The organism is Chelativorans sp. AA-79, from assembly GCF_029457495.1.
Classification (GTDB): Bacteria; Pseudomonadota; Alphaproteobacteria; order Rhizobiales; family Rhizobiaceae; genus Chelativorans.
On record NZ_CP120363.1, the window covers coordinates 112689 to 136391 of the forward strand.

Here is a 23703-nt window from a genome sequence, read left to right on the forward strand (position 1 = left end):
GCGCCGTGCGCGGTCGTTCGCGGCCTCTCCACCTAGGCGAGCGCCTTGGCGGAATGCTGTTGCAAGCTAAGATTTCATGCGGGCCGCGTGCTCCTCCGCAACACGGCCACCTTATTGAAACGCTGCAAGTCGAAAAGCGACGAATTTACGGGCTAGCCAAACATCTGGTTTGGCTAGAGACCTCGCCACGTCATTCGACCTTGATGCCGCGCTGGTCGGCCAGTGTCTTCCACTGCACGAGTTCCGCGGCCACCAGATCGGCAAATTGCTTCTGGGTGAGCGTCCGGATGGTGGCCTGTTGTTTATCGATGAAGGCCTTGGCCTGCTCGGAAGCCATCACCTTGGCGATGTCCGCGTGCATCTGCTGGACAATGGCGTCGGGTGTCCCCGACGGCGCCAGCACGCCCCACCACAAGCCCGCCATCGACACGTCGACGCCGCCTTCTATGAAAGTCGGGACTTCCGGCAAGACGTCGAGGCGTTTATCGCTCATGACGGCGAGCGCCTTGAGCTGACCGCTCTCGATAAAGGGCCGGGACGTCGTGGTAGAGGCGATGTAGACGGCGACGCGGCCGGCAACGACGTCGATCGCGGCTTCCGCACCGCCCTTGAAGTGCACGGGCTTCATGCTGAGCCCGGCGGCCGCGTTGAACAGTTCGGCGGCAAAATGCGTGATGCCGCCGATGCCGCCGGTTGCGATGAAGGTTTCCTGCGATTTCGCCTCGGTCACAAATTCCTGGAGGGTTGCTGCCTTGACCGAAGGGCCCGCCACCAGCAGGAACTGACTGTCGGCGATCAGCGAGACCGGCGTCAGATCCTTGGCCGGATCGTAAGGCAGATCGTCTCGAACCGCCGGAATGATCGTGTAGGCGTTGGAGTTATAGAGGATCGTGTGACCATCCGGCGCGGCTTGGGCGACATGCGCGGTCCCGGTGGCGGTGCCGCCGCCGGTCCGGTTTTCCACCACCACCGGCTGCCCCCAAAGCTTGCCGAGTTCATCGGCAAGGAAGCGGCCCGAGATATCGATTGCCCCGCCCGGCGCATAAGGGATTATCATGGTCACTGGTTTCGATGGAAAGCCCTGTGCCATCGCTGCCATGGGCAACGCCAGAACGAGCATCAGTACGGCAGCTAGAAACCGCATTTTCTTCCTCCCTTTTCTGTTTGAAGTCGCGAAGCGGGCGGCCTTATTCGGCTTTGATGCCGCGCTCCTTGGCCAAAGCCTTCCACTGCGCCAGTTCGGTCATGACAAGCTGAGCAAACTCCTTCTGGCCGGGAAGCCTGATGACCGCCTGTTGCTTATCCATGAATGCCTTGGCGGCATCGCTGCTCATCACCGACACGATGTCAGCGTGAATTTTCTGAACGACCGGATCCGGCGTCGCGGCCGGCACGAAAACGCCCCACCATAAGTTCGGCACCACGATGTCGATGCCGGCTTCCCTGAGCGTTGGCACGTCGGGCAACGCCGCGGTGCGCTCAGTGCCGAGCACGGCGATGGCATGCAGTTGCCCGCTCTCGACATTGGGCAGAGCGGTCGTGAGCGAACTGACGAGGATGTCCGAGCGCCCGCCGATCAGGTCCACGCCGGCATCCGCTCCGCTCTTGTAGTGCACGGGGGTCAATTTCAGGTCGGTCGCGGCGGCAAACATTTCGCCGGTCACATGTCCGTAGCTGCCAAGGCCCGGCGTGGCGAGGAACGTCTCGCGCGACTTCGCTTCGGTGACGAAATCGGCGAACGTCCTGGCTTTGACCTTGGAACCGACCACCAGTAACGAGCGGCTGTCGCCGATCATAGCGACCGGCGTCAGGTCCTTCTCGGGATCGTAGGGAAGATCATCGCGAACAGCCGCGTTGATCGTGAAGGTGGAGGCGGTGAAAAGCACAGTGTAACCGTCTGGCGCAGCTTGGGCGACATGGGCCGAGCCGAGACTCGATCCCGCGCCCGGCAGGTTTTCCACGACGACGGATTGGCCCCACAATCTGCTCAGACTCTCGGCCAAGAAACGTCCGAGGATGTCCACCGAGTTGCCGGGCGTGAAGGGCACGACGATCGTCACTGGCTTCGACGGATAATCTTGAGCAGCGACGGCGGCGGGCATGGTCAGCAAAGCAGTGAGTGCTGCGATTAAGATGCGCATTCATTCCTCCCAATTTACGTGCAGCGCCTTACGCGGCGACGTTCTTGACTTCAAAATCAGCTTGTAAACTGCAGATCCCGCAAAGATTTCTGTGCGTCGAGACGGATCAGCTTCTGGAAAAGCGACTTGGCGTCCGCACCTGAGTTGCGCTGGCTGGCGCAATCCAGAAATTTCACCTCAAACTCCGCTTCGCTTATGCGATTCTTCCAGCTTCCCTTCGGAAAGCGTATCGGGCGGCCATTCACGATTTCGCCGCTGTTTAGCACTACGGAAATCTCGTCTCCTGCCGCTGGGCCCCTGGATGAGCCGGCTTCCGCCATTGGTCTGACCTTGCCCATCGCTGCCGCGACGTCGGGGCGAGCAACGAAGTCGTCCGCGACTTGAGACAAGCCGACGTTGCGCGCGACGAGCGCCGAAGCCATGGCGAACTCCATGCTGAATTTGGCCGCCAGTCCCGTCTTCGGCTCATGGTTGCGCAAGACGGCAAGCTGCGTCTGGCCGGTATTCACCCGGATTTCCCGTACCGAATCCGGGTCGATCGCCGCTTCGGTGACGAGATCGATCATCGAATCTATGGTCCGATGCATCAGGTAGCAGACGGGATAGCGCTTGATGTTGACCCCTCGCCTATCCAGCCGCCAGGCACCGTTCGGCATCGCCAGCGAGGTGTCGATCTGTTCGATCTCGGGGAAGTATGCGTGGATGAAGCCGAGCCTGTGCTCGAGCACATCGCTGCTCGCCGTGAAACCGCCCGCGGCCAAATCCGCCGCCACCACACCGGCCTGGCTCGCCCAGCCGGAATGCAGCGACTTGGTCATTGAGCCGAAATTGGCGACGATGCCGCCGCCGAACGACGCGGCTACGCCAACGGCATTGGCCGTCCGCTCGGGGCCGAGCTTGCGGAGATAGGCGCATGCGGCCGCGGCGGCTATTGGACCGAAGATACCGGTCGGATGCAGACCCCGGTCCTGAAGATGCACACGGTTGGAAATGTCCTGCAGCAAGGCCCATACTTCATAGCCGGCGATATAGGCGCGGATGGCGTCCTCACCGCTGCAATCATAGGCAGCCCCGACCGCCAGGATGGCAGGTGTGAGAACCGCGCTTGGATGGGCGTCCATGGCCATGTCGTCGAAATCGAGCACATGCGCCGCGGTCCCGTTGACCAAGGCGGCGTCACGCGGACTGAGGCGGCGCGCGGAACCGATCTGCGGCGCCGATGGACCGCTGGTCTCCGCCACGGAGGCGGCCACGATCGCCGGGCCTTCCATGCCGGCGCCGGCCAGCATGACGCCGACGCAGTCCGTCATCCCCAGCCGTGCGGCGGTAAAGCAGCCTTCCGGCGGGGTGAGGCCGGAAAGCTCCGACACAAAGGTCCCGATGTTTTGGCTAAGCGACATCGACGTTACTCCTCGAAGGCAAGTTTTCGCGTCCGGCGTACGCGCGGCAGCAGCACCACCAGCAGAAGCGCCAATGCCAGCAACAGCAAGACCAGGCTGATCGGACGGACCAGGAAGGTGGAAAAGTCGCCGCGCGACAGCAGCATCGCCCGCCTGAAATTCTCTTCCATCATTGGCCCGAGAATGAAGGCAAGTATCAGCGGGGCCGGCTCGCATCGAAATTTGTGCAGGATATAGCCGAAAAGACCGAATATGCCGAGCATGACGATTTCGAAGACGCTGTTCATCGAGGCGAAGGCGCCAATGGCACAGAAGAGAAGGATGGCCGGAAACAGGAACCGGTACGGGATAGTCAAAAGTTTGACCCACAGCCCGATGAGCGGAAGATTGATGATGACGAGAATGATGTTGCCGATCCACATGCTGGCAACGAGGCCCCAGAACAGCTCTGGCCGCTCGGTCATGACGCGCGGTCCGGGATGGATGCCATGCATCATCATAGCTCCGAGCATCAGTGCCATCACCACATTGGCCGGGATACCGAGAGTAAGCATCGGGATAAACGAGGTCTGGGAGCCCGCATTGTTGGCCGATTCCGGTGCTGCCACGCCCTCGATTGCGCCTTTGCCGAAGCGCGACGGATCCTTGGCCAGCTTTTTCTCGACGCTATATGCCGCGAACGCGCTGAGAAGAGCGCCGCCGCCTGGCAGGACACCGAGCACACATCCGAGAGCTGTGCCTCTGAGCACCGCAGGCGTCGCCTGCCTGACGTCTTCCCGGCTGAGCCATAGGCGACCGACCTTGGCCGCATGCACCGAACGATCGGACGATTGCGCCGTATTGCTGATGACCTCGGTGAGGCCGAAAAGCCCCATCGACAGCGCCACGAAACCGAACCCGTCGCTGAGTTCCGGAATTTCAAACGTGAACCGAAGCGCACCGCTGTTCACGTCGGTCCCGACTAGGCCGAAGATCAGGCCAAGCAGGATCATGGCAACGGCTTTGTCGAGCGCACCATTTGCAAGCACGATCGCCGCAGTCAGGCCGAGCACCATGAGCGCGAAGTTTTCGGCAGCGCCGAATTGCTGCGCGATCAGCACTAAGGGTGGCGCGAACAGTGCGATGCACAAAGTGCCGACCGTTCCGGCGAACAAGGAGCCGAGAGCGGCGACGGCGAGCGCGGCGCCGGCGTGGCCTTGCCGCGCCATCTGGTAGCCGTCGATGGTCGTCACGACCGACGCGCTTTCACCCGGCACGTTGACGAGGATAGCCGTCGTCGATCCGCCATACATCGCGCCATAGTAGATGCCGGCCAGCATGATGATGGCTGCTTCGGGCGGAAGGTAGAAGGTCAGCGGCAACAACATCGCGATCGTCGACGTGACGCCGATGCCGGGCAAGACGCCGATCAGGGTGCCGAGCAAGGTTCCGATGAAGACAAATGCAAGATTCTGCAGCGTCAGCGCGGTGGCTAAACCCAGACCGAGATTGCCGATAAACTCAGCCATGGAAATTTGGCCAGACCGGTAGCGGCAAGCCGAGTCCACCGACGAAAATGGCGGCTGAAGCAAGCCCAAGGGCTACTCCCAGCATCGACGTCTCGATGGGTTTGGGTCGCTCCGGAGCGGCGAGGCGCCCAAGCCAGACGAGTGCGAAGGTCGATACGACGATCCCGGCGACGTCCAGCATAGCGGCGAACAGGAATACGCCGCCGATGACGGCGATCACCGGGCGCAGTGACCAGGATTGAATCCCCTCCCCCACCACCGCCAGACTGCGCCCTGTCATCAGCAACGAAAGCAGGAGAAGCATCACCGCCAAGGCGCGGGGGATATATCCCGTGTCCATATTGGCAGCCGTGCCCATCGGATAATCACGCGACACGACCAGAACCAGCACCGCAATCGCGGCAAGTCCGGTTCCGACCGCGAAATCGTTGCGATTCCTGATCTTCATTACCCGCTCCCTGACACGCTGTCGCAGCGCCGGCTTTTCCAACGCGCGGAACTTACTTGGGCATCGCGCGGATGATCGGGCTCCAGCGGTCGAGCTCGGCCTTGAAGAAGGCGTCGACCCCTTTCAAATCAAGCGGCTGGGATACTTCCACCGACTCGGAGATGAGCTTGTCGCGAATGGTCTTGTCGGCGAGTATCTTGTTGACCGTGGCATTCATTTTTTTCGCGATGTCCTGCGGCAGGCCCGCAGGTGCGGAAATCGAAAACCAGCTGGTCCCTATGAGGTTTGGAAAGCCGCTTTCCCGGAGCGTCGGAACATCCGGAAACAGCGGGCTGCGGGCTTCGGATGACATGCCAAGCAACTTGATCTGGCCGGATTTTACAAACTCGGAAACGGCGATCAGCGTCATGAAACCGTAGGGAACCTGATTGGCGACGAGATCGGCCGCGGCCGGGCCAGAGCCGGCATAGGCGATTGGCACCATCTTCGCCCCGGTTTCGGCGCGGAACATTTCCAAGAAGAGATGGGCGGTGGTTCCAATGCCGGGATTCACGACGCTGAGACCCTCGGCTGTCGCCTTTGACAGATCGACGAACTCTTTTACCGTTGAAACTTTGACGTCCGGATGAACGACAAGGACCGTCGGCCCCCCACCAATTACGGCGACATTGGTGAAGTCATTGATCGGGTCGATCTCCGAATTTGCCTTGACCGGAGCGATGATGTTCGACGCGACGCCGGATAACACGAACGTGTATCCGTCCGGTGCCGCTTGCGAGACCGCGGTCGCCCCAATCAGGCCACCGGCGCCTGGCTTATATTCCGTCACAACATTCTGGCCGAGTTCCTTCGACAACTCCTGCGTAATCAGCCAGCCAATCAAATCGGTGCTGCCGCCCGGGGAGAACGGAATGACCATCGTGACGGGTTTCGTCGGCCAAGCATCCTGTGCGAATGCCTGATTGACCAAGCTCGCGGTAAGCAACGTGGCTGCCATGGCCGCGCGACGTGTGAATCTCGCGAAATTCATAGTTTCCTCCCCGTGTGCGCCGCATCTGATCGTCCTGTTTTGTGCCTTCGTTTCTTGACGAAATTGAACGCTCAGCAGTCCTCGGACTGCTGCGTTGTGGCCGGCGCGCCAATCAGGACTTTTGTCTGTTTCCCTGCCAGGATTAGATCATATTATGGACCACTCCCAAAGCGACTAAATTGCGGGGTAGCTAAACTACCGGTATGGCTGCCGATTTCTCGGACATAGGGTTAGCTGTTCGAAAACCTCACACTGACGGGTTCAGCCAACATCAAAGCCAACAGCGGTGTGTCAATCGGCGTCGTAACGGGGCTGTGACGCAATCTCGATGATATCGGCGTTCATACTGCGCCGATCAGCCTTGCCTGCAACAGGTCGAGCTTGGCTCGACCATACATCTGCCGCTTGACGAGCTTGAGCTTTGTGATCTGACCCTCGGTCTGACCGTTCGACCAAGGCTCGGTGATCGCTGCGTAGACAGCGGCCTTGTCCCTTTTGATGCCGTTTGCAAAGGATGCAATCAGGCTTGTGCTCGCGTCGGCCGTCCACGGGTCGAGATCTGCTGCGATCTTGTTGCGGATCATGGTGTGGAACCTTTCTATGAGGCATCGTGCTTCCACGAGAGCGGGAACGCCGGTCTCGATGGGGCTCCGTGGGAATCTCTGCAACGATACACGCTCTCTCATGACCGTCATGGGGTAAGGAAGCATAGAACAGCATCGGCGAGTGTAGATCGCCGTCGTTTATTTTCAACCTGACCGGTGTGCCGCGATCCGATCGGCGACGATCAATCATGCTCTCATCCGCGGATTGGGTACCGCATTTCCCATGTTCGTCGCGGGCCTTCCTCCTTCTAAGGACGGGCATAAGCTCGAAGCTTGCCCCAGCGTGTGCCGAGGATTTCCCATCATGCCTGGATTTCGCGGCACGCCGGTCAGGTTGGTATTGTTCAAATCAATCGGGATTGCAGATCACCTGTGCTCTTCGGCAAGGTCGGGTCGCTGCACGTGCCTGCTTACGTCCCAGACGAAACCGGCCAGTTCGCGGGCAATCGCGGTGATGACCTTCGGTTGCGGTTTACCGGCCGCCACAAGCCTGCGATACCTCTGGCAGAGCCTAGTCTGCGCTTTCCATGCGATCGACCTGATCTCTTCCGGTAGATCTTCCACGCGCATTTTGTACCTCCGTTCCTCTCGGGCAGGCAGACGATAGGACCAGGCGGCCTCGACCAGCATGGCACGTGCCTCGCCATTGCCGGTTTTTGTAATTGCTCCTCGCCGCGTTCGCGTACCGCTTGATGCTTCCGAAGGGACAAGGCCGAGCCAGCTCATCAAATGCTTCGGCGTCCGGAAGCGGCCAAGGTCGCCGATCTCGCTCACCAGCGTCGCGGCGATCACCAGGCCGACACCGCGTAAAGCCTGCAGCGCTTTCACGAGCGGCGCCAACGACCAATTCCCCATCGCCTCCTCAAGCATCCGGTCAAGCCGGCCGCATCGGGCTTGCGCTTCCTCGATGCGGCGGATGCATTCACCAAATACAAACTGCTGATGCGGCGAGCCGAAAGCCTGTTCTCCGAGCCAGTGCCAATGCATGCGGGTCCAGTTTGTCCGGCCGGCAAATTTGCGCCCGTGCCGCAGCAGGAACCCCAGTAGCATCTGCCGGGCGGCGACAAGATCGTCTTTTGCCTGACGCCGTGCCCTGACCAGATCGCGCACCGCTTCGTGATTCTCATCCGGTACCCAGATAGCGGTCAGTTCACCGGCTCGTAGCAGCCGAGCAAGGGTAACGGCATCACGCCGGTCGTTCTTAATCCGGTCGCCGCGCTTTTTAGGCATCATCGACGGGGCGATGACATCACAGGACGCTCCCAACTGCCGAAGCTGCCGGTAAATTCCATATCCGCATCCGCCAGCCTCGTAGCAAAAATACAGGTCTACACCGGAGCCGGAAAGCCGGTCGGAAAGGCGTCGGATAGCCTCCGGTGTGTTGGGGATCGTTCCATAGAATCGGACTTCGCCGTCACGTGTTGCGTCGGCAACTGCGACCGCGACCGTCTCCTTGTGAACATCAAGGCCAATGAATTTCATCTTCGTCATCGTCACTCTCCTGGTTGGTGGTATGGACAGTTCCTATGCTACCAACCGACCTCCAGAGCTCGGAGGGAATGACGGTCATTGGGTCTAAGGGAATCTGAAGTTGTTTGGATTGAAGCGGCTAGTGCGGATCGGCCTGAAGCGTTCGAGGGGGCGGTCAATTTCGTTCCAGAGGTAGTCGCCGGTGAGTGCGATATGAGCCCACGGGAGCGGCGCAACTTGGGAGAGCAACTCGTCCGGAATGACGATGCCCTGGCTGCGGATATAGTCGTTGGCGCGGCTGAGATAGACGGTGTTCCACAGAATGATGGCGTTGACGACGAGATTGAGACCGGAAGCCCGGTAGGCCATGGTTTCAGCGATGCGGTTGCGCAGTTCGCCGAGTTGGTGAAGGAAGACGGCGCGTGCAAGAGCGTGACGGCTTTCGCCCTTGTTGAGATGGCATGCGATCTGCGGCGCAGCTTCGTGTCGAGCAGCCAGTCGCAGATGAAGATCGAGCGTTCGATCCGGCCCATTTCGCGCAGGGCCTGATTGAGCCTGTTCTGCCGCGGCGATGCGGCCAGCTTTTTCAGGATCACGGATGGCGGAACCAGGCCGGCGCCGATCGAGGCCTTCAGCCGCAGCACCTCGTCCCAATGCTGCTCGATCACGGTCATGTTGACGGTCCCGCCGATCAGCGCATCAAGCGATTTGTAGGCCGGGTCGGGATCAATGACGAACAGTCTGCGATTGCCGAGGTTACGAATGCGGGGGATGAGCCTGTAGCCATAGGCATGGAACATGGCGAACGACGTTTCGGTCGCGCCGGCGGTATCGGTGGCATGCTCATGGATTTCGATTGAGCTTTCGTTGTGCAGGAGCCCGTCAAGCACGTAAGGCGCCTCGCTTTCGGAGGCCTGGATCATGCGGGAGAAGAAGGAGGCGAAACGGTTGGACAGGAAGCCATAGATCGACGCACCCGGCCGTTTGCCGTATTTTGCATTGTATTCGAGGTTGGCTTCGCCACGCCCGCCGGCCGGAAAGAACTGTCCGTCCGAGGAGGAGATATGGCCGTCACCCCAGATTGCGGAGAAGGGGTGTGCCTGCTGCGCATCGACCAGCACGGCGGTTGCCGTCGCGTAGGTTTCCGATCGCAGATGCCGATCGATCATCAGCATCATCTGGTGAATTGTGACGCCACGCGAGCTTTCCGCCATGCGTTCCGCGCCGGCATTGGTGGCGTCGGCAAGGATCGCGGCCATCAGTGCCGCCTCGTCGTTTGCCGTCTCACCGGTGCGATAGTGCGTGAAGCTGTCGAGGAACCTGGTCCAGCTATGAACTTCGGCAAGCAGGCTGGTGATCCTGATCCGCGGGACCAGAATATAAAGCCGGCGGCTGAGCGCGACGATCCTGTCACGCTCCTCCTCGCGGATCGCCGAGATCGACAGACCCTTGTCGGAAATCGCCGCATCCGGAATGGCGTTTGCAGCAGCAGCCTTGGCCAGTTCTCTCAGCTTGGCGTCGAGCGTGGCGGTGCGCTCGGCCCGCCACTCCGCAAAGCTGTCGGGGATCGCAAGCCCGAGCCGTCCTTCGGCGCGCATCAGGTCGAAGATCGGCCGCGGCAGAAGATAATCCTCAAAGCTGCGCCATGCGCGGCTGCCATCGACCCAGATATCACCGGCCCGCAGGCGCTCCCGCAGGTGAACGAGCACCGCCACTTCCCAGGCGCGCAGGTCGATGTTGACACCATCCGAGCGCACGCGCCGCCGCCATTTGCGGGTCATGAACGCGAGCGGCACCTGCGCGGGCAATTTCCGCCCGCCGTACAGTGCACCTAGATGGTCGACTGCTCTGAGGACCGGATCATCGGGCCGAAATGATCGGAACGAAAATGCGCCGAACATGAGCCTGCCGAGCTTGCGCAACGATTTGTACCGCCCGATGAGTTCGTCGAATTCATCGATGCGATCAGGATGCACGACGGAATTGGCGGCAGCCATGCTGGCGATCAATCCGTCCCAGCCGAGGGAGGATGCGATCGCGGATGCAAAATCGGCGTTGCTTTCACGGGCCGCTAAGAGCGCCTCGCCGAGTTTGAGATGATCGAGCGCCACCCCATCAATAACGTCCGCCTCTTTCAGCCGTCGCTCCTTGCGGCTGATCTCGGCCTTGCGACGGGTGCTGCCGATCAATTTGCAGAACATGTCGATCGCGAGGTCGGTGATCGCTGCCTGCCTTTCGATGACGAAGGCGGTCAGCGTGGCGTAGCGACGCTCGGATGTCAGGCGTCGTATCTCGCGTGCATGCAGGACGCGCGCGTCCCGGGCGACGATGCCATAGCGATTGGCATGAATTGTTTTCCGCCGCTCGTCAGAAATGGCGGCCGAACGCAGAACGTCGAGGCGGGCCATCAGGCCCTTGAGGTTCTTCAGTTTTGCCCCCTCAGGCGCCTCTGCGATCCAGCCGAGGTGGCTCCGGTCGCCGGCCCGCTCAACGAGAAGCTGGTCAAGCGCTCCGACGGACGATTGCTCCAGGCCCCGGATCAACTCGCGATAAGCATGCCGCCGCGCCGCCGCCCGGCCCGCCATCGCCAGACGTATCAGCAATTCCGGCACGGGAACGAGCAGCTTCCTGTCCTTGAGGGCCTCGATCACCGCCTTGGCAATAGCCGCGCCTTGCTCGGTCGCGGCCGCCTCACGTGCAGCCACCGTGATCAGAGTACGATAATCGCTCGCCCGGACAGGCCGAAGACCCAGCGCGGCAACGATCTCCCGTGTATGTTCGCGGCGCGTTTCCTCCCGTTGGGAGTAGAGTTCGAACACCGCAGGATCAATGCCAAGCTGGTCGGCGACAACCGAGACAACCGCCGGGGGTGGAACTTCGCCTGCCCGCAACGGACGGCCCAGATCACGGACCAGCGCGAGTTGGATGGCAAAGCCCAGCCGATTATGCGACCGGCGATGCACCTTGGCGAAAGCGACATCCTCAGCAGATAGCGCATAGCGGGCCAGAGCCTCTTCATAAACGTCAGACGGCTCGAACAGAATGGTGCGCGGCTGCGCATCGAGGAAAGACATCGGTCACACCCAGCCTTAAAGCGAGGTGTCGAGCGCATCTTTATTCCCAGGTCCGGTCCATCCGGCGCGCCGCAATGTGTCGATCAGCGTCGATCGCGGCACCTGGAACGTCCGGCACACGGACGCCTTGCTGGCACCGGCTTCCAGGGCCGCCAGGATCTGCTCGACCTTTTCCGCGTCAATCGTCGGTGGTCTGCCGCCTTTGCGGCCACGCCGGCGCGCCGCAGTCAGGCCGGCATTGACCCGCTCCGTGATCAGCGCCCTCTCGTATTCGGCAAGCGAGCCGAACAGGTTGAACAGAAACGCGCCGTGCGAATTCGTCGTGTCGATTGCCTCCGTCAGAGATCGGAAAGCGACGCCGCGTACCTTCAATTCTTCGACGATCCGGATCAGGTGAGAGAGCGACCGGCCCAGACGGTCGAGCTTCCAGACGACCAGGATTCAGGCATATTGCCGACGCGGCACGCGAGCTCGGGCACGAAACAATAATCCTCGATGGCGAAGCCGTTGTGCTCGATGCGAGCGGCCGGCCGGACTTCGGTGCCCTGCAGCAGGCACTAGGCGGTCGTGCCGGCCACCGGCATGCGCGTGAGTCGATCCTTATGGCTTTCGACTTGCTCTATCTGGATGGGCAGGACCTCACCGGCCGGCCTCTCGTTGAGCGTCGCCAGTTGATCGAAACCATCCTTGTCGAGCGACAGGGGAACATACAGCTCTCTGAGCGGATAGAGGCAAACGGCGACATCCTGCTTCAACATGTCTGCGATTTGGGGCTCGAGGGGATCATCGCGAAACGATTGGATCGGCCGTATCGCTCGGGCAGGACAGGAGACTGGCTGAAAGTCACCTGCTCCCAGGCGGGTAGCTTTGCAATCGTCGGCTATGAACCGTCGGTTGCCATGCAAGGCGCGATCGGCCGTCTTCTTCTTGCTGCGAGGAAAGGTGAGCAGCTCGTCTACGTCGGTGGCGTCGGAACAGGGTTCACCGATAAAACACTGCGAGATTTGAAGCGGCGATTGGACGAGATTCAGACGAGCACGCCGGTTGTTACCCTCCGTCGAAAAGGCGCCGTCTATGTCGAGCCTACACTGGTGGCGGAGATTCAGTTTCGGGCTTGGACACACGAAGGGAAATTGCGTCACGCTTCGTTCAAGCGATTACGGGAACCGGCCGACAATGCCGAGGTTGCGGAGCTACCGGAGAGCGGCGCATGAAAAAGGCGCGGCATGTGCCGCGCCAAATTTCAGAGGTTCGCGTGGGATCGCATCAGGTCGAGGATGATCTCACTGGTCAAACCGCTGACTTCATAGCCGTTCCAGCGGGCGTATTCGAGGAGCATTTCCAGGCTGTCAATACGTTGGGTGACAGTGCCCACTTCAAGTTCCATGACGTCGGTTTCCGGATGCGGGAAGGCGTGCAGGAAATACGTGTTCAGGGGCTTATCGTAGCCGATGGTTGCGTCCGTGTCGGTTCTCGATCCCTTGCGGACGGTTACTGTGTAGCGACTCATGGTCGTCTCCAAAAAGTATCTGGCGGTGGGTGGGAGGCTGTGCGGCGGCGCGGAGCCCCTCGCTCCGCGCCTTGTTGGCCTCAGCTCCAGGGGATGACGGCCATCAGGCTTTCGTCGTCCTGGCCGGGGTAGCGGCCGAGGTTGGCCCGGAAAACCCGGTTCGGCGTGTAGGCGGTGAGCTGGAAGTATTCGTTGCCCTGCTTGCTCCGCTGCTTCCAGATGCCGCCGATCTCGACCTTGCGGCCGCGGGGGCTGTAGCCGAAGAGGCGGTAGACCGGCGCGTCTTCCTTGTCGCTGTTGAGCGTCTCGCCGATCACGTTGAAGTCGAAATCCAGGGCTGCGATGTTGCCGCTCAGCGTGCCGTCCTCGTTGAAGCGGATGAAGTTGGTCAGCTCGGTCATTGGGGTCACTCCGTGATTTGATCTATCGACGGGGACGCCAAGAAGGACCGGAAGAAGAGCGGTCTGCACCCGCAGGGCCGCAACGGAGTGGAGGGCGACGGCGGGCGTGAAAAACGGAAGGTTCGCCGCTTGCCGGTGAAAGCCGTTTTTCTCGAACGACGGCGTTGCCGCCGCTCGCCGGGCCTTATAGTCCCTCAGTCGATTGATCGGAACCAAACACGGAGTGAACCCGGCTGATGAGCGGGTTGACCCCACCGCGGCTAACAGCGCCTATGGACGGCTTTCAGCGGCTTCATGTCTGACCCGATCGGCCTCACCACGGCGCCGGCAGCGCGATCAACAGAAGAATGACCGCCCGCACCTGGTCACCGGCAGCCCGTCGCGGCCGCGCAAGTGCGTTCGGAGCGACGAGGATCAGGAGCGCGCCAATAGGGCAACTCCCCTGCCCAGCCCCGCGTACTCGGCCGAGCTTCCGGCTTCTGGCACCAGGGTGGCCCGGCGTAGGGTCGAAGGCTTGTGGCATTGGCCTAATGTGGTTGTGAAGGAGGCGGCTGGCCCGTACCGCGCTGCTCCATCCTCCCATCCACCGCCAGATACGTTTTGGAAATGTCGGGCGAAATCGCTATATTTAGGACCGAAGGGACGCCGGGTTTCCCTGACGCCCCGTTTCCTAGACTAGATCAAGATCAGGACCTGGATGCGGACTTGCCAGGCCGTCCGGGTTCTTTTCGATCACGAACGTTGGAAAAGACCGCCAAAGTCGCTATATTGGAACTGGAGTGGGACGTCAGGTTTCCCCGACGCCCCTCTTCCTTAGAAGATGACATTGACCCGGAGCACGAGTGTCCAGCTCTTCCGGGTCTTTGTCATTCTAAGGGAGATGCTCAGTGGCAAAAACCACAAATGCACCTCCTCCAGTTTAGGGGCGAGGCTGACGCCCTCAGCCGGGGGAGCCCATCTCCCCTCGGTGGCGCAAGCTGGCATTGCGCACTCGGTTTTCGCCCCCAATGGCTGTTACTCGAGGCCGTACGACGGTCCCCGCATTTCCAGTTTCCGATCGCGGCCGGCCTCGAACTTGATCGATGCTCCGGAATCCGGAATCGGCCGGGGGAGATCCCTGGTCCAGCCGATTAGAATGTTCTTGTCGTCACGCATCATGAAGTTTTCGCGATTCACACCGACAAGTAGGCCGTTATAGGGCCGCTGCGGCTCGGTCGTCGCCATATAGACGTTGTTCCAGTCGAAGCCGTTGCGTGAAAGAAATGTCTGCGCCTCACGCAATGCCTGAACTCGCTCGGGGTTTGCGATCTCGCGGAACAATCGCTGCATGGGCTCGAAATCGCGTTGCTCATGGCTGGCGATGCTGGCAACGATCATGCGCTCGCGTGAGACGGCTTCGAACGCGAGTGGATGGCCGGCGTTGTCCGCCAACGCGGCTAGGAAAGCGCGCTGGGTGCGTCCGTTGCCTTCTCTGAACGGGTGTATGCTGTTGAGACGGCCGAAAATTTCCGCCGCACGGTTCGCGAATTCATCGCGATCCAGCCCGCGCAGGAGATTGGTCTCGTGCAGGTCGCCCGTGAGCTGGTCGACGTCACGGCCGACCTGTGGACCGATAGAGAAATCGGCCCCGCCGATCTTCGCCATTGTCGGCATGGTGGCGACAGTGCCGTCGGACAGGGTGACCGCCTCATGACGCATTCGCCCGGCCCACTCATAGACGTCCTGGAAAAGATGATGATGGAGCGCCCTCAGGTGCGATTCATCGAATGTCGCTCGAGGGCCGCCGCCGGCGTCCAGTTCAATGGCGCGGGCGGCGACATAGCCGGCCTCGAATTTCTCGAGCTCACCGGCCTCCGTCGCGCCAAGAAGGTTCTTGAGCGTGCCGTTCTGAAGCGTGTAATTCGGCATCAGTGGCGTGCGCGAAGGGCCTTCAGTCGGGGTGCGATTTCGTGAGCTTCAATCTCGCCGCGAATATACGCGTCAAACACCGCGTCAGTCTCCGGACCGCGCTCCGCACCCTCCAGGGCGTTGGTGCGATCGGCCCGATAGACCGCCTCGCGGCGGCGCTTCATTTCAGCGTCGGAAAGAATCTTGCGCTCCAGCACGACGGTCATGACACGGCCTCTTCGTTTTTCGCCCCTTCTTTGGGCTTAACTGGTGGTGCGACGTACGGAACGAAGCCAGCGGGCAGGACTGCTTGGGCCAATTCCGGATTCACTGCGTACCGTCCATTATAAGATATTGGATACAAAGCTCCAAGTTCCGAAAGCAATTTACTCTCTCTATGAACGGTAAATCTGCTCTTATTGATCCTTCTCGCTAGCTCTGTAAACGGCAGTATTCCTCCATCCACTTGGGGATTAAAGACCAAGCCACGCAACATAAGCTTTAGCAGCGGAACCATGTTCGTGTGTCTCGGCGGCCGCTTCTCGACGATCTTGGCGAGCTTTCTTCGGTTCACCCCCACATAGCCCCAAGGAATTTCCTCAAGAACCGGTGGCCCATTAAACCACACAAAAGGATCTTCAGGTCTCAAATCGAAGCGCCTATAGAGTTCTTCTTTCTTCATATGTTTCGCTTGTTCCCCACCCCATATGTGCGGGAAGGTACATATTACCACATTATCCGCCAACAGCCTGATTGCGATGCCCTTTGGATAAAGCGCAGGGCATCTATGCCAAATCTCCAACGCATTGCCCGCTCCCTAGGTTTCGCCACGGCGAATGGCAAGTGTTGCTTTTAGAGGGCGGCGCGGAGCTGCTCGCTCCGCGCCTTGTTGGCCTCAGCTCCAGGGGATGACGGCCATCAGGCTTTCGTCGTCCTGGCCGGGGTAGCGGCCGAGGTTGGCCCGGAACACCCGGTTCGGCGTGTGGGCGGTGAGCTGGAAGTATCCGTTGCCCTGCTTGCTCTGCTTCTTCCAGATGCCGCCGATCTCGACCTTGCGGCCGCGGGGGCTGTAGCCGAAGAGGCGGTAAACCGGCGCGTCTTCCTTGTCGCTGTTGAGCGTCTCGCCGATCACGTTGAAGTCGAAATCCAGGGCTGCGATGTTGCCGCTCAGCGTGCCGTCTTCGTTGAAGCGGATGAAGTTGGTCAGCTCGGTCATTGGGGTCACTCCGTGATTTGATCTATCGACGGGGACGCCAAGAAGGTCCGGAAGAAGAGCGGTCTGCACCCGCAGGGCCGGAACGAAGTGGAGGGCGACGGCGGGCGTGAAAAACGGAAGGTTCGCCGCTTGCCGGTGAAAGCCGTTTTTCACGAACGACGGCGTTGCCGCCGCTCGCCGGGCCTTATAGTCCCTCAGTCGATTGATCGGAACCAAACACGGAGTGAACCCGGCTGATGCGCGGGTTGACCCCACCGCGGCCAACAGCGCCTATGGACGGCTTTCAGCGGCTTCATGTCTGACCCGATCGGCCTCACCACGGCGCCGGCAGCGCGATCAACAGAAGAAAGACCGGCCCGCACCTGGTCACCGGCAGCCCGCCGCGGCCTTGCCTGCGATCGAGCGCCGATCCATCGTTCCCGTCGTGCCTCATCAACGACCGCTGTCGCCCGATGTCGACCGCTCGCCGGTTCTCGATTTGATCCTGGAACTTGCTCAGGGCGGAGATTTCCCGTTCTCTGCAGCGCCAAATAAACTTTTGGGGGTGGAAAAGCGGATTTGCTGGATTTCAATCGTAAGGGAGGGATAGTAGAGGCGAAGTGCACGAGGTTCACGCTTTCTAAAGGTGCGTATGCGGGCACTTCACACGGCGGATTGGCATATCGGGCAAACCTTGAACGGCTGGTCGCGCGAAGCCGAACACGAGGTTTTCTTCCGTGCGCTCGCGGACATTGTTGAAGAAGAGGAGATCGATCTCCTTCTCGTCGCGGGCGACGTCTTCGACAATACGAACCCGTCGGGCGAGAGCCAGCGGCTCCTCTACCGGGCACTTGCCGATCTCAAGCGCCGACGCCCGAGCTTGGTCATCGTGATCTCGGGCGGCAACCACGATCCCGCACTGCGGCTCGAAGCTCCCGGGGACCTCTTCGAAGGGTTGGATATCCATACGTTCGGAACGGTCCGCCGTCGGGGCGGCACGGTCGATGCGAAGGAGCACCTGGTCCCGGTCCCGGGACCCACTGGTGAGCCGGAGCTCTACGTTCTCGCAATTCCCTTCTTGCGCGCGGCCGATCTCACCGGGGTTAGCTTCGCCGACAATGAGGACGGTCTGACGATCGTGGAGGCGGCTCGGGCCTTCCATACAGAGATTGTCACGGCCGCAGCCGAGATCGCGGGAGACATAGGCCCGATCCTGTCTGCGATAAGGGAGAAGGCGGACGCGTTCGGGGTGGATTCGGAAGAGCGGCTCAGGAAGCTGCGGCAGGTCGCCGAGGTGCTCAGGTCATCTCGAGACAAGATCGCCGAGGATCAGAAAACCCTCACAGATCTCGGCCCGCAGATCGCCCATCGCGCGGCCGAGCTTGCGGGCGAGGAGAAGGCGGAGGCGGAAGCGACAACCTATTGTGATGGCCGCCAGGCGGCCTATGCTGCCCTGCTCGATGAGCGAAAGGCACTTCTCGGCGGCGAGGCTACCGACACCCATCGGTCGCGTCACAACAAAACTCGGCAGGATGCGCAGTCGGCCCTTGAGGACGCGCAGCAGAAACATGGCGCCGAGGTCGCGAAACTCACCGGGCTTCAGACCCGCCTCGAAGCGGCAGAGGACGCCGTCTCTTCAGCCGAGACGCGCCGCGATGCCGCGGAGGCGACGCTTACCGAGGCTTGCGCCGCGGGCGGGCTCTCCTTTGCCAGGGTCATCGAGCTCCACCAGGCGACAGACGCCGAGATCGCAGCCTGCCGGGAGCGGATCAAGCAAGCGGAGACTGAGAAAGCTAACGCCGATGGCGCCCTGAGGGAACGCCAGGAGGCGCTGAAGGCACTCGAGGCGAAGGGTTTCCCGGAGAGGCCCAGGGAAGACCTGGAGAGCCGCAAGTTGGCACTCGAAGCCTCCATGGAGAGACGCGGCGAGGAGCTCGGACGGCTCGCCGAGCGTCAGTCGGCCGATGCCGAGTCCCGAGAACGGCTAAAGGACCTGGAGCAGGAAATCGACACGGCGCGGGGCGTCGCGGAAACCTGGCTCGCGATCAATGAGGCGATTGGGGCGGCCAATGGCGACCGTTTCGCGCAGATCGCGCAGGCGATGACGCTCGGGCTCCTTGTGGAGCGAGCGAACCTCCACCTCCAGGAGTTGAAGCCGCGCTACCGTCTTGAAGTTGCCTCGTCAGATCTCGCACTCTATGTCATCGATCTCGATATGGCCGGCGACCGGCGCACGACCCGGTCGCTTTCGGGCGGGGAGCGGTTTCTTGTCTCGCTCGCGCTCGCCCTGGCGCTTTCCAGCATGGGCACCTATGGCGCGCTGGCGGGAACGCTCTTCATCGACGAAGGTTTCGGCTCGCTCGATTCAGACAGCCTAGATCTAGCGATCGATGCGCTAGAGCGCCTTCAGGCACAGGGTCGCACCATCGGCGTGATCAGCCATGTGCAGGCGATGAAGGACCGGATCCCAGTGCAGGTCGAAGTGGTGAAGACTGGTGGAGGAGCGAGCGAGGTGAAGTTGAAGGTGGCCTGACACAGCCTGAGTTGAATGTCGTGGCTGTTGCCTAAGAAGCATTAATCTGGCTAACAAGTTTGCTCTCAGAGCGCCTTCACATCGCCATAGATCTTGCGGAGGTGCTCGTCCGACATATCCAGGATGGGTTCATACATGAACGAGTTCAGGTGGATGTTCTCCGGGGTCATGAGGACCACCCGATCCATAGTCGGTATAGCGGCGTCACCAGGGAAGTCTTTGCGAAAGCGTTTCAGCAACTCCGTCGTCTGATTTCCCGTGATGTCTCCAGGAAGCTTCGGGTCGTTGACCCTCCCCAGCATGTATTGCTCGGCACGCAGGCGAGTAGCAATCGAAAGCACGATCTTGTTCTCGAAGTTGGCGGTATTGCCGTCTTGTAGGCAGCCGTCGGCCTCCTGATAGACCAAATCGAGCACGGTGCCTCCCGACGGGGCGGCGTTCCCCGGAGCCACACCGAATATTCTCAGGTAGATGTCGAACAGGTCGGCGTCCTCGATCCCGGTGGTTCCGTCCTTGATATGAAGCAGTGAGGTCAGCGTCATGTAGTCGGGATCGCCTTCGCCTTTAGTGAACTCGACCAGATTTCGCATGAAAGGTATCGAGGCAATTCGCTTTTTGGGGTTACCTCCGAAATGAACTTTCCAATCGTTCACAAAAATGTTCTTAATTCCGACGGCATTGTTGATCTCAATACCGCCTTCCTTCCTCACAACCATGAAGCAAGATTTATAGTTGACGAAGCGGCTCTGAATCGTCCTGAAGAAATCGAAGTTGTGCGTGAGGATGATCTGTCGGAAATTTTCGTCTTCCGCGATTTCTTTGAGGTACTGGATAATCGCGTATTTGTTTTTGTAATCGAATGAGTCTGCAACGTCGTCGACGATGATGATAGTTCTCTGACCAGCCTTTCTCCGCGCCTCAATCTCGAAGATAATATTGAGTATATAGAACGCCCTGCGTTCGCCGGTGCTAAGGACATCAAGAAGCGCGTCCCTCTCGACCTCCTTCCGGTCTGCGCCTTCCTTGAAGGTGAAGCCGAGTTTGGGAATCTTGTCCTCGTTGAGCACCACGGATACGAGGTTCTTTACCTTGAGCTCGAACGGGACGAAGAACCGCTCGTTGAAGATCTCAATGACCTCCTGCCATGCTGTCCGCTCGCTGCGAGCAGCTTCCTCGATTTCCTTCCTCCTTTCGGCCGCAGCGCGGATTTCCTGGACCAGGTGATCGAAGGCGTCTCGATGCTTCACGAAATAGCTCTTCCAGACCTGCTCCTTGAAGTCCGCCACGTTCGCCAGGGCAGGAAGGACATCCTCATGGTCAGCTACGAAGGCGTTGAACTCCCTTACATTGGCGTTCTTGTGGAGCAGCTTCTCGACAGCATCGAATTTCTGGCGCAGATCGGCGTCTAAAGTGATGCCTTCCTTCTCATTCTTGACCAGCTCCTCCAGCTGCTTCTTCGAGGTGATCTCCACCTTCTCACCGGCATTCAGGCTCACACTATGCGCAGCATCGAAAAAACCGTTGTCCGCGAGAGCTTTTGCAATGATGCCGGCATTATAGTAGGTGAACGTTCCGCGCTTGAAATACATGGACTGGTCGATCAGCTCGTTAAAGCGCTTGATGTAGTCCTCGAGAGCTTCGCGCACCTGCTCCTGCTGGAGCATCTCGACAACCTTGGCGTCGAAGACGAGATCATAGGGAATCTCAGCGAAGGGTGCTTCTGATTGCTCGCCCACCTCGTCGGCGATGCGAGTGATTGCGAGTAGGAACTGTTCGGAGGTCTTGGTAAAAGTGGCTGATATCTCAGCAGCCAGGTCTTTTTTCGAGCCTGACCGATCCTTCAATGCAGCGAGCAGCGTCTTCTTCGCATGGTCGATACCCTCGTTGAGCTTCTCATGCTCTTTTCGAAGGGCTGCATTTACGAGGAGGGTCGAGGTTTTTTCACTGCTACCGAAATCCTCATCGTAAGGCCGAATAATGAACACCAACTCCGGGTCGAGTTCGGCGTCGTTCTCATCGAGCACCGATCGTTTCGTCGGGCGATCTGGGAACATCCGATCCGACGACGTTTTCTTGTCCGCGATGTCTTGGAATGTCTTCGCAAGCGAGGACTTCATGGCGCCGTTCGGGGCGTATAGGGCTACGGCATTGCATTTCTTGAAGTCGAAGGCGTGCTCGAGCTTCCGAATTCCGTAGCAATGTTGCAGATCCAGCTTTAGCTGTAAGCGCCACGCCGCTCCCCTCGTGCGGCGCATGAGGTGAATGTGCCAAGAATCCCCCTGATCGCGAGAGACGGAGGGTCAGGTGGGAGCAGACGGCAAAATGGACGTCCATTTGGACGTCCCGACAACTGGCTACGCAGGCCGGGTCGAGGTTCTGGAAGGTCCAACGGGACGGCGGGTTCGCTCGGAGACCGACAAAGCCCGGATTGCGGCCGAGAGCCTGATGCCGGGGATGCAGGTGACGGCGGTCGCTCGCAAGCATGGCGTCACTCGCTGGCAGGTTTATGATTGGCGACGTCGTCTTCGTCAGGGACGACTGGCGCTGCCGGAAAGCATGGCGCCGATGTTCGCGCCGCTGATGGTGGAAGAAGCATCGGCGCCTCAGCGGACGATGAGGCCACCGAAATCGACGCCGGCGAAGGTGGAGATCATGATCGACGACATGGTGATCCGAACGACGGTTGATCTTGAGCACCTGCCGCAGGTGATCCGTGCGGTGCGTGCCTCGCGATGATTGCACCAGGCGCCGATCTGAAGATCTACATGGCGACCCATCCGGTCGACTTCCGTCGCGGCATGGACGGGCTGGCGGCGGCGGTGCAGGAGATGCTTTGCCTGGATCCTTTTGTTGGCGCGGCCTTCGTCTTCCGGGCCAAAAGGGCTGACCGGATCAAGATTCTGGTCTGGGACGGCACTGGACTTGTGCTCGTTTACAAGCGGCTCGAGGGTTCGAAGTTCGTGTGGCCGCAGGTTCGCGACGGCGTGATGCGCATATCGCCGGCGATGTTTGCGGCCCTGTTCGAAGGGCTGGATTGGCGACTGGTCCGCCCCGAGAGGGTGCGGCGCCCGAAGCTTGCCGGATGAATGTGGCACAGTGACTCAGGCGTGTAGTCACCGGTGGCGTTATCGGCGCTCATGTGCTTGATTTAGCGCATGAATCTGATGGTCCTTCAGGAAGAGAACGAGCATTTGAAGGCGCTCCTCGCCGAGGCGCAAGCCGCTTTGGCTGAATCCGAAGAGGCACGCCGTCGCCTGGAGACCATCGTCGGTCAACTGAACCACGAGAAGTTCGGCGCCAAGTCCGAGAAGCTGCATCCCGACCAATACCATCTGCCGCTCGAAGACGTGGAGATCGCGCAGGGCGTGCTCGATGCCGCGCAGGAAAAGGCGCAGCGGATCATCCAGGGCCGTTCCGCCGGCACGTCCGGTTCTCACCGGCGCAACCGCGGCCACCTGCCTGCCCATCTGCCGCGGGTGGAGCGGATCATCGAACCCGAGAGCACGCTGTGTCCGTGCGGCTGCGGCGAGATGGCCAGGATCGGCGAGGACGTGAGCGAACGGCTGGACGTGGTTCCGGCGCAGTTGCGCGTTCTGGTCACCCGCCGCCCGAAATACGCTTGCCGCCGCTGCTCGGGCGCGGTTGTGCAGGCGCATGCGCCCGAGCATGTGGTGCCAGGCGGACTGCCGACCGAGGCGCTAATCGCCAAGGTCATCGTCGCCAAGTTCGGTGATCACTTGCCATTCTACCGGCAGGCCGAGATCTATGCTCGCCAGGGCCTCCAACTGGATCGCGCGACACTGGGCAATTGGGTTGGCCGGGCCTGCTTCCATCTCAAGCCCATCGCCAGCCACATGCGCTGGCATCTGGCTGGCGCGGATCGTCTGTTCATGGACGAGACCACGGCGCCGGTGCTCGACCCCGGGCGCGGCAAGGTCAAGAAGGGCTTCTTCTGGGCGATCGCTTGCGATGATCGCGGTCATGGTGGCCAAGGTCCGCCCATCGTGCTGTTCCACTATGCACCCGGGCGCGGCGGCGAGCATGCCGAACGGTTCCTCCAAGGCTTCGGCGGACAGTTCCTGCAGGTTGACGCCTATGAGGGCTATGATCGGCTGACGCGCCTGGAACGGCCGCAAGGACCGTGGAAACTCGTCCATTGCTGGGCCCATTTGCGCCGACGTTTTGTGAAGCTGGCGCGCAACACCAAGTCCCCGATCACCGAAGCCGCCGTGCGCCAGATCGCCATGCTCTACGCCGTCGAGGCGACGGTGCGCGGCATGACGCCACAAGCTCGGCTCGCCGCGCGACAGCAGCACTCTTCCCCGATCATCGCCGCCTTGAAGCCGTGGTTTGAAAAGCAATTGTCGATGATCTCCTCGGGTGTCGCTCGGCACTTAATGATGAGAATCATGCTTCAATGATTTCAGATGCTTACGCCAGCACTTAATTTGCGAATGGGCAGTTAATTCGATAATGCGCATTGGCTTTTGTCACTTAATGT

General features: G+C 60.5%; 20 protein-coding genes and 2 pseudogenes. 5 read left to right on the plus strand and 17 right to left on the minus strand.

The features are described from left to right. Window positions 1-190: 190 nt before the first annotated feature. From PVE73_RS27675 to PVE73_RS27725, 10 genes and pseudogenes are all read right to left on the minus strand, one after another. The gene (locus tag PVE73_RS27675) at window positions 191-1144 is read right to left on the minus strand and encodes a tripartite tricarboxylate transporter substrate-binding protein (RefSeq protein WP_277367785.1); all 954 of its coding nucleotides are present in this window, start codon (window positions 1142-1144) and stop codon (window positions 191-193) included. Window positions 1145-1187: 43 nt separating this feature from the next. Then, entirely contained in the window at window positions 1188-2102 is a 915-nt protein-coding gene (locus PVE73_RS27680; RefSeq protein ID WP_277367963.1) for a tripartite tricarboxylate transporter substrate-binding protein, read from the minus strand. Between the two features lie 95 nt (window positions 2103-2197). Further along, window positions 2198-3541: an MmgE/PrpD family protein gene (locus tag PVE73_RS27685; protein ID WP_277367964.1), complete on the minus strand. Its 1344-nt coding sequence runs from the start codon at window positions 3539-3541 to the stop codon at window positions 2198-2200. Window positions 3542-3546: 5 nt separating this feature from the next. Next, window positions 3547-5049 carry a tripartite tricarboxylate transporter permease gene (locus PVE73_RS27690; protein ID WP_277367965.1) on the minus strand — a complete coding sequence of 501 codons (1503 nt, stop codon included), beginning with the start codon at window positions 5047-5049 and terminating at the stop codon, window positions 3547-3549. Then, entirely contained in the window at window positions 5042-5497 is a 456-nt protein-coding gene (locus tag PVE73_RS27695) for a tripartite tricarboxylate transporter TctB family protein (RefSeq protein WP_277367786.1), read from the minus strand. The genes PVE73_RS27690 and PVE73_RS27695 overlap by 8 nt, the downstream gene beginning before the upstream one ends. Before the next feature lie 52 nt (window positions 5498-5549). Further along, the gene (locus PVE73_RS27700; protein ID WP_277367787.1) at window positions 5550-6527 is read right to left on the minus strand and encodes a tripartite tricarboxylate transporter substrate binding protein; all 978 of its coding nucleotides are present in this window, start codon (window positions 6525-6527) and stop codon (window positions 5550-5552) included. A 341-nt stretch (window positions 6528-6868) separates the two neighbouring features. Then, window positions 6869-7177 (minus strand): annotated as a pseudogene (locus PVE73_RS27705) (transposase); the annotation flags it as partial. 321 nt (window positions 7178-7498) lie between these two features. Continuing rightward, window positions 7499-8623 (minus strand): IS110 family transposase, encoded by a 1125-nt coding sequence (locus PVE73_RS27710; RefSeq protein ID WP_277367788.1) that lies wholly within the window; start codon window positions 8621-8623, stop codon window positions 7499-7501. 84 nt (window positions 8624-8707) lie between these two features. Next, a pseudogene (locus PVE73_RS27720) lies at window positions 8708-11676 on the minus strand (Tn3 family transposase). A 15-nt stretch (window positions 11677-11691) separates the two neighbouring features. Further along, window positions 11692-12117: a recombinase family protein gene (locus tag PVE73_RS27725; RefSeq protein ID WP_277367967.1), complete on the minus strand. Its 426-nt coding sequence runs from the start codon at window positions 12115-12117 to the stop codon at window positions 11692-11694. Between PVE73_RS27725 and ligD the strand changes: the two genes are divergently transcribed. Further along, the gene (gene ligD, locus PVE73_RS27730) at window positions 12006-12890 is read left to right on the plus strand and encodes a non-homologous end-joining DNA ligase (protein ID WP_277367789.1); all 885 of its coding nucleotides are present in this window, start codon (window positions 12006-12008) and stop codon (window positions 12888-12890) included. The genes PVE73_RS27725 and ligD overlap by 112 nt on opposite strands. A gap of 29 nt (window positions 12891-12919) precedes the next feature. Here the strand turns inward: ligD and PVE73_RS27735 are convergent, their stop codons facing one another. The 6 genes from PVE73_RS27735 to PVE73_RS27760 form a co-directional block, all read right to left on the minus strand. Then, window positions 12920-13186 (minus strand): hypothetical protein, encoded by a 267-nt coding sequence (locus PVE73_RS27735; RefSeq protein WP_277367790.1) that lies wholly within the window; start codon window positions 13184-13186, stop codon window positions 12920-12922. 80 nt (window positions 13187-13266) lie between these two features. Further along, window positions 13267-13587 carry a DUF736 family protein gene (locus PVE73_RS27740; protein WP_277367791.1) on the minus strand — a complete coding sequence of 107 codons (321 nt, stop codon included), beginning with the start codon at window positions 13585-13587 and terminating at the stop codon, window positions 13267-13269. Between the two features lie 1014 nt (window positions 13588-14601). Then, the gene (locus PVE73_RS27745; protein ID WP_277367792.1) at window positions 14602-15495 is read right to left on the minus strand and encodes a Fic family protein; all 894 of its coding nucleotides are present in this window, start codon (window positions 15493-15495) and stop codon (window positions 14602-14604) included. Further along, entirely contained in the window at window positions 15495-15701 is a 207-nt protein-coding gene (locus tag PVE73_RS27750) for an antitoxin VbhA family protein (RefSeq protein ID WP_277367793.1), read from the minus strand. The genes PVE73_RS27745 and PVE73_RS27750 overlap by 1 nt, the downstream gene beginning before the upstream one ends. Then, window positions 15698-16156, minus strand: a complete 459-nt coding sequence (locus PVE73_RS27755; protein WP_277367794.1) for a hypothetical protein — start codon at window positions 16154-16156, stop codon at window positions 15698-15700. Before PVE73_RS27755 ends, PVE73_RS27750 begins: the two co-directional genes overlap by 4 nt. A 213-nt stretch (window positions 16157-16369) precedes the next feature. Beyond that, window positions 16370-16690, minus strand: coding sequence for a DUF736 family protein (locus PVE73_RS27760; RefSeq protein WP_277367795.1), 321 nt, complete (start codon window positions 16688-16690; stop codon window positions 16370-16372). A gap of 631 nt (window positions 16691-17321) precedes the next feature. On the opposite strand from PVE73_RS27760, the gene sbcD reads away from it, so the two are divergent. After that, entirely contained in the window at window positions 17322-19202 is a 1881-nt protein-coding gene (gene sbcD, locus PVE73_RS27765; RefSeq protein WP_277367796.1) for an exonuclease subunit SbcD, read from the plus strand. Window positions 19203-19267: 65 nt separating this feature from the next. Here sbcD and PVE73_RS27770 read toward each other — a convergent pair whose 3' ends face one another. After that, on the minus strand, window positions 19268-21319 hold the full coding sequence (locus PVE73_RS27770; protein ID WP_277367797.1) for an AAA family ATPase: 2052 nt from the start codon (window positions 21317-21319) through the stop codon (window positions 19268-19270). Between the two features lie 187 nt (window positions 21320-21506). On the opposite strand from PVE73_RS27770, the gene PVE73_RS27775 reads away from it, so the two are divergent. The 3 genes from PVE73_RS27775 to PVE73_RS27785 all read left to right on the plus strand — a co-directional run bounded on the left by PVE73_RS27775 (window position 21507) and on the right by PVE73_RS27785 (window position 23623). After that, window positions 21507-21938 carry a transposase gene (locus PVE73_RS27775; RefSeq protein ID WP_277367798.1) on the plus strand — a complete coding sequence of 144 codons (432 nt, stop codon included), beginning with the start codon at window positions 21507-21509 and terminating at the stop codon, window positions 21936-21938. After that, window positions 21935-22288: an IS66 family insertion sequence element accessory protein TnpB gene (gene tnpB / locus PVE73_RS27780; RefSeq protein ID WP_277367799.1), complete on the plus strand. Its 354-nt coding sequence runs from the start codon at window positions 21935-21937 to the stop codon at window positions 22286-22288. The genes PVE73_RS27775 and tnpB overlap by 4 nt, the downstream gene beginning before the upstream one ends. 105 nt (window positions 22289-22393) lie before the next feature. Then, on the plus strand, window positions 22394-23623 hold the full coding sequence (locus PVE73_RS27785) for an IS66 family transposase (RefSeq protein ID WP_277367800.1): 1230 nt from the start codon (window positions 22394-22396) through the stop codon (window positions 23621-23623). Window positions 23624-23703: the final 80 nt, after the last annotated feature.

Excerpts from the sequence above, each read along its gene's own strand:
- PVE73_RS27675 (WP_277367785.1), bottom strand. The coding sequence starts at position 1,144 with ATGCGGTTTCTAGCTGCCGTACTGATGCTCGTTCTGGCGTTGCCCATG.
- PVE73_RS27680 (WP_277367963.1), bottom strand. The coding sequence starts at position 2,102 with ATGCCCGCCGCCGTCGCTGCTCAAGATTATCCGTCGAAGCCAGTGACG.
- PVE73_RS27685 (WP_277367964.1), bottom strand. The coding sequence starts at position 3,541 with ATGTCGCTTAGCCAAAACATCGGGACCTTTGTGTCGGAGCTTTCCGGC.
- PVE73_RS27690 (WP_277367965.1), bottom strand. The coding sequence starts at position 5,049 with ATGGCTGAGTTTATCGGCAATCTCGGTCTGGGTTTAGCCACCGCGCTG.
- PVE73_RS27695 (WP_277367786.1), bottom strand. The coding sequence starts at position 5,497 with ATGAAGATCAGGAATCGCAACGATTTCGCGGTCGGAACCGGACTTGCC.
- PVE73_RS27700 (WP_277367787.1), bottom strand. The coding sequence starts at position 6,527 with ATGAATTTCGCGAGATTCACACGTCGCGCGGCCATGGCAGCCACGTTG.
- PVE73_RS27710 (WP_277367788.1), bottom strand. The coding sequence starts at position 8,623 with ATGACGAAGATGAAATTCATTGGCCTTGATGTTCACAAGGAGACGGTC.
- PVE73_RS27735 (WP_277367790.1), bottom strand. The coding sequence starts at position 13,186 with ATGAGTCGCTACACAGTAACCGTCCGCAAGGGATCGAGAACCGACACG.
- PVE73_RS27740 (WP_277367791.1), bottom strand. The coding sequence starts at position 13,587 with ATGACCGAGCTGACCAACTTCATCCGCTTCAACGAGGACGGCACGCTG.
- PVE73_RS27745 (WP_277367792.1), bottom strand. The coding sequence starts at position 15,495 with ATGCCGAATTACACGCTTCAGAACGGCACGCTCAAGAACCTTCTTGGC.
- PVE73_RS27750 (WP_277367793.1), bottom strand. The coding sequence starts at position 15,701 with ATGACCGTCGTGCTGGAGCGCAAGATTCTTTCCGACGCTGAAATGAAG.
- PVE73_RS27755 (WP_277367794.1), bottom strand. The coding sequence starts at position 16,156 with ATGAAGAAAGAAGAACTCTATAGGCGCTTCGATTTGAGACCTGAAGAT.
- PVE73_RS27760 (WP_277367795.1), bottom strand. The coding sequence starts at position 16,690 with ATGACCGAGCTGACCAACTTCATCCGCTTCAACGAAGACGGCACGCTG.
- sbcD (WP_277367796.1), top strand. The coding sequence starts at position 17,322 with ATGCGGGCACTTCACACGGCGGATTGGCATATCGGGCAAACCTTGAAC.
- PVE73_RS27770 (WP_277367797.1), bottom strand. The coding sequence starts at position 21,319 with ATGAAGTCCTCGCTTGCGAAGACATTCCAAGACATCGCGGACAAGAAA.
- tnpB (WP_277367799.1), top strand. The coding sequence starts at position 21,935 with ATGATTGCACCAGGCGCCGATCTGAAGATCTACATGGCGACCCATCCG.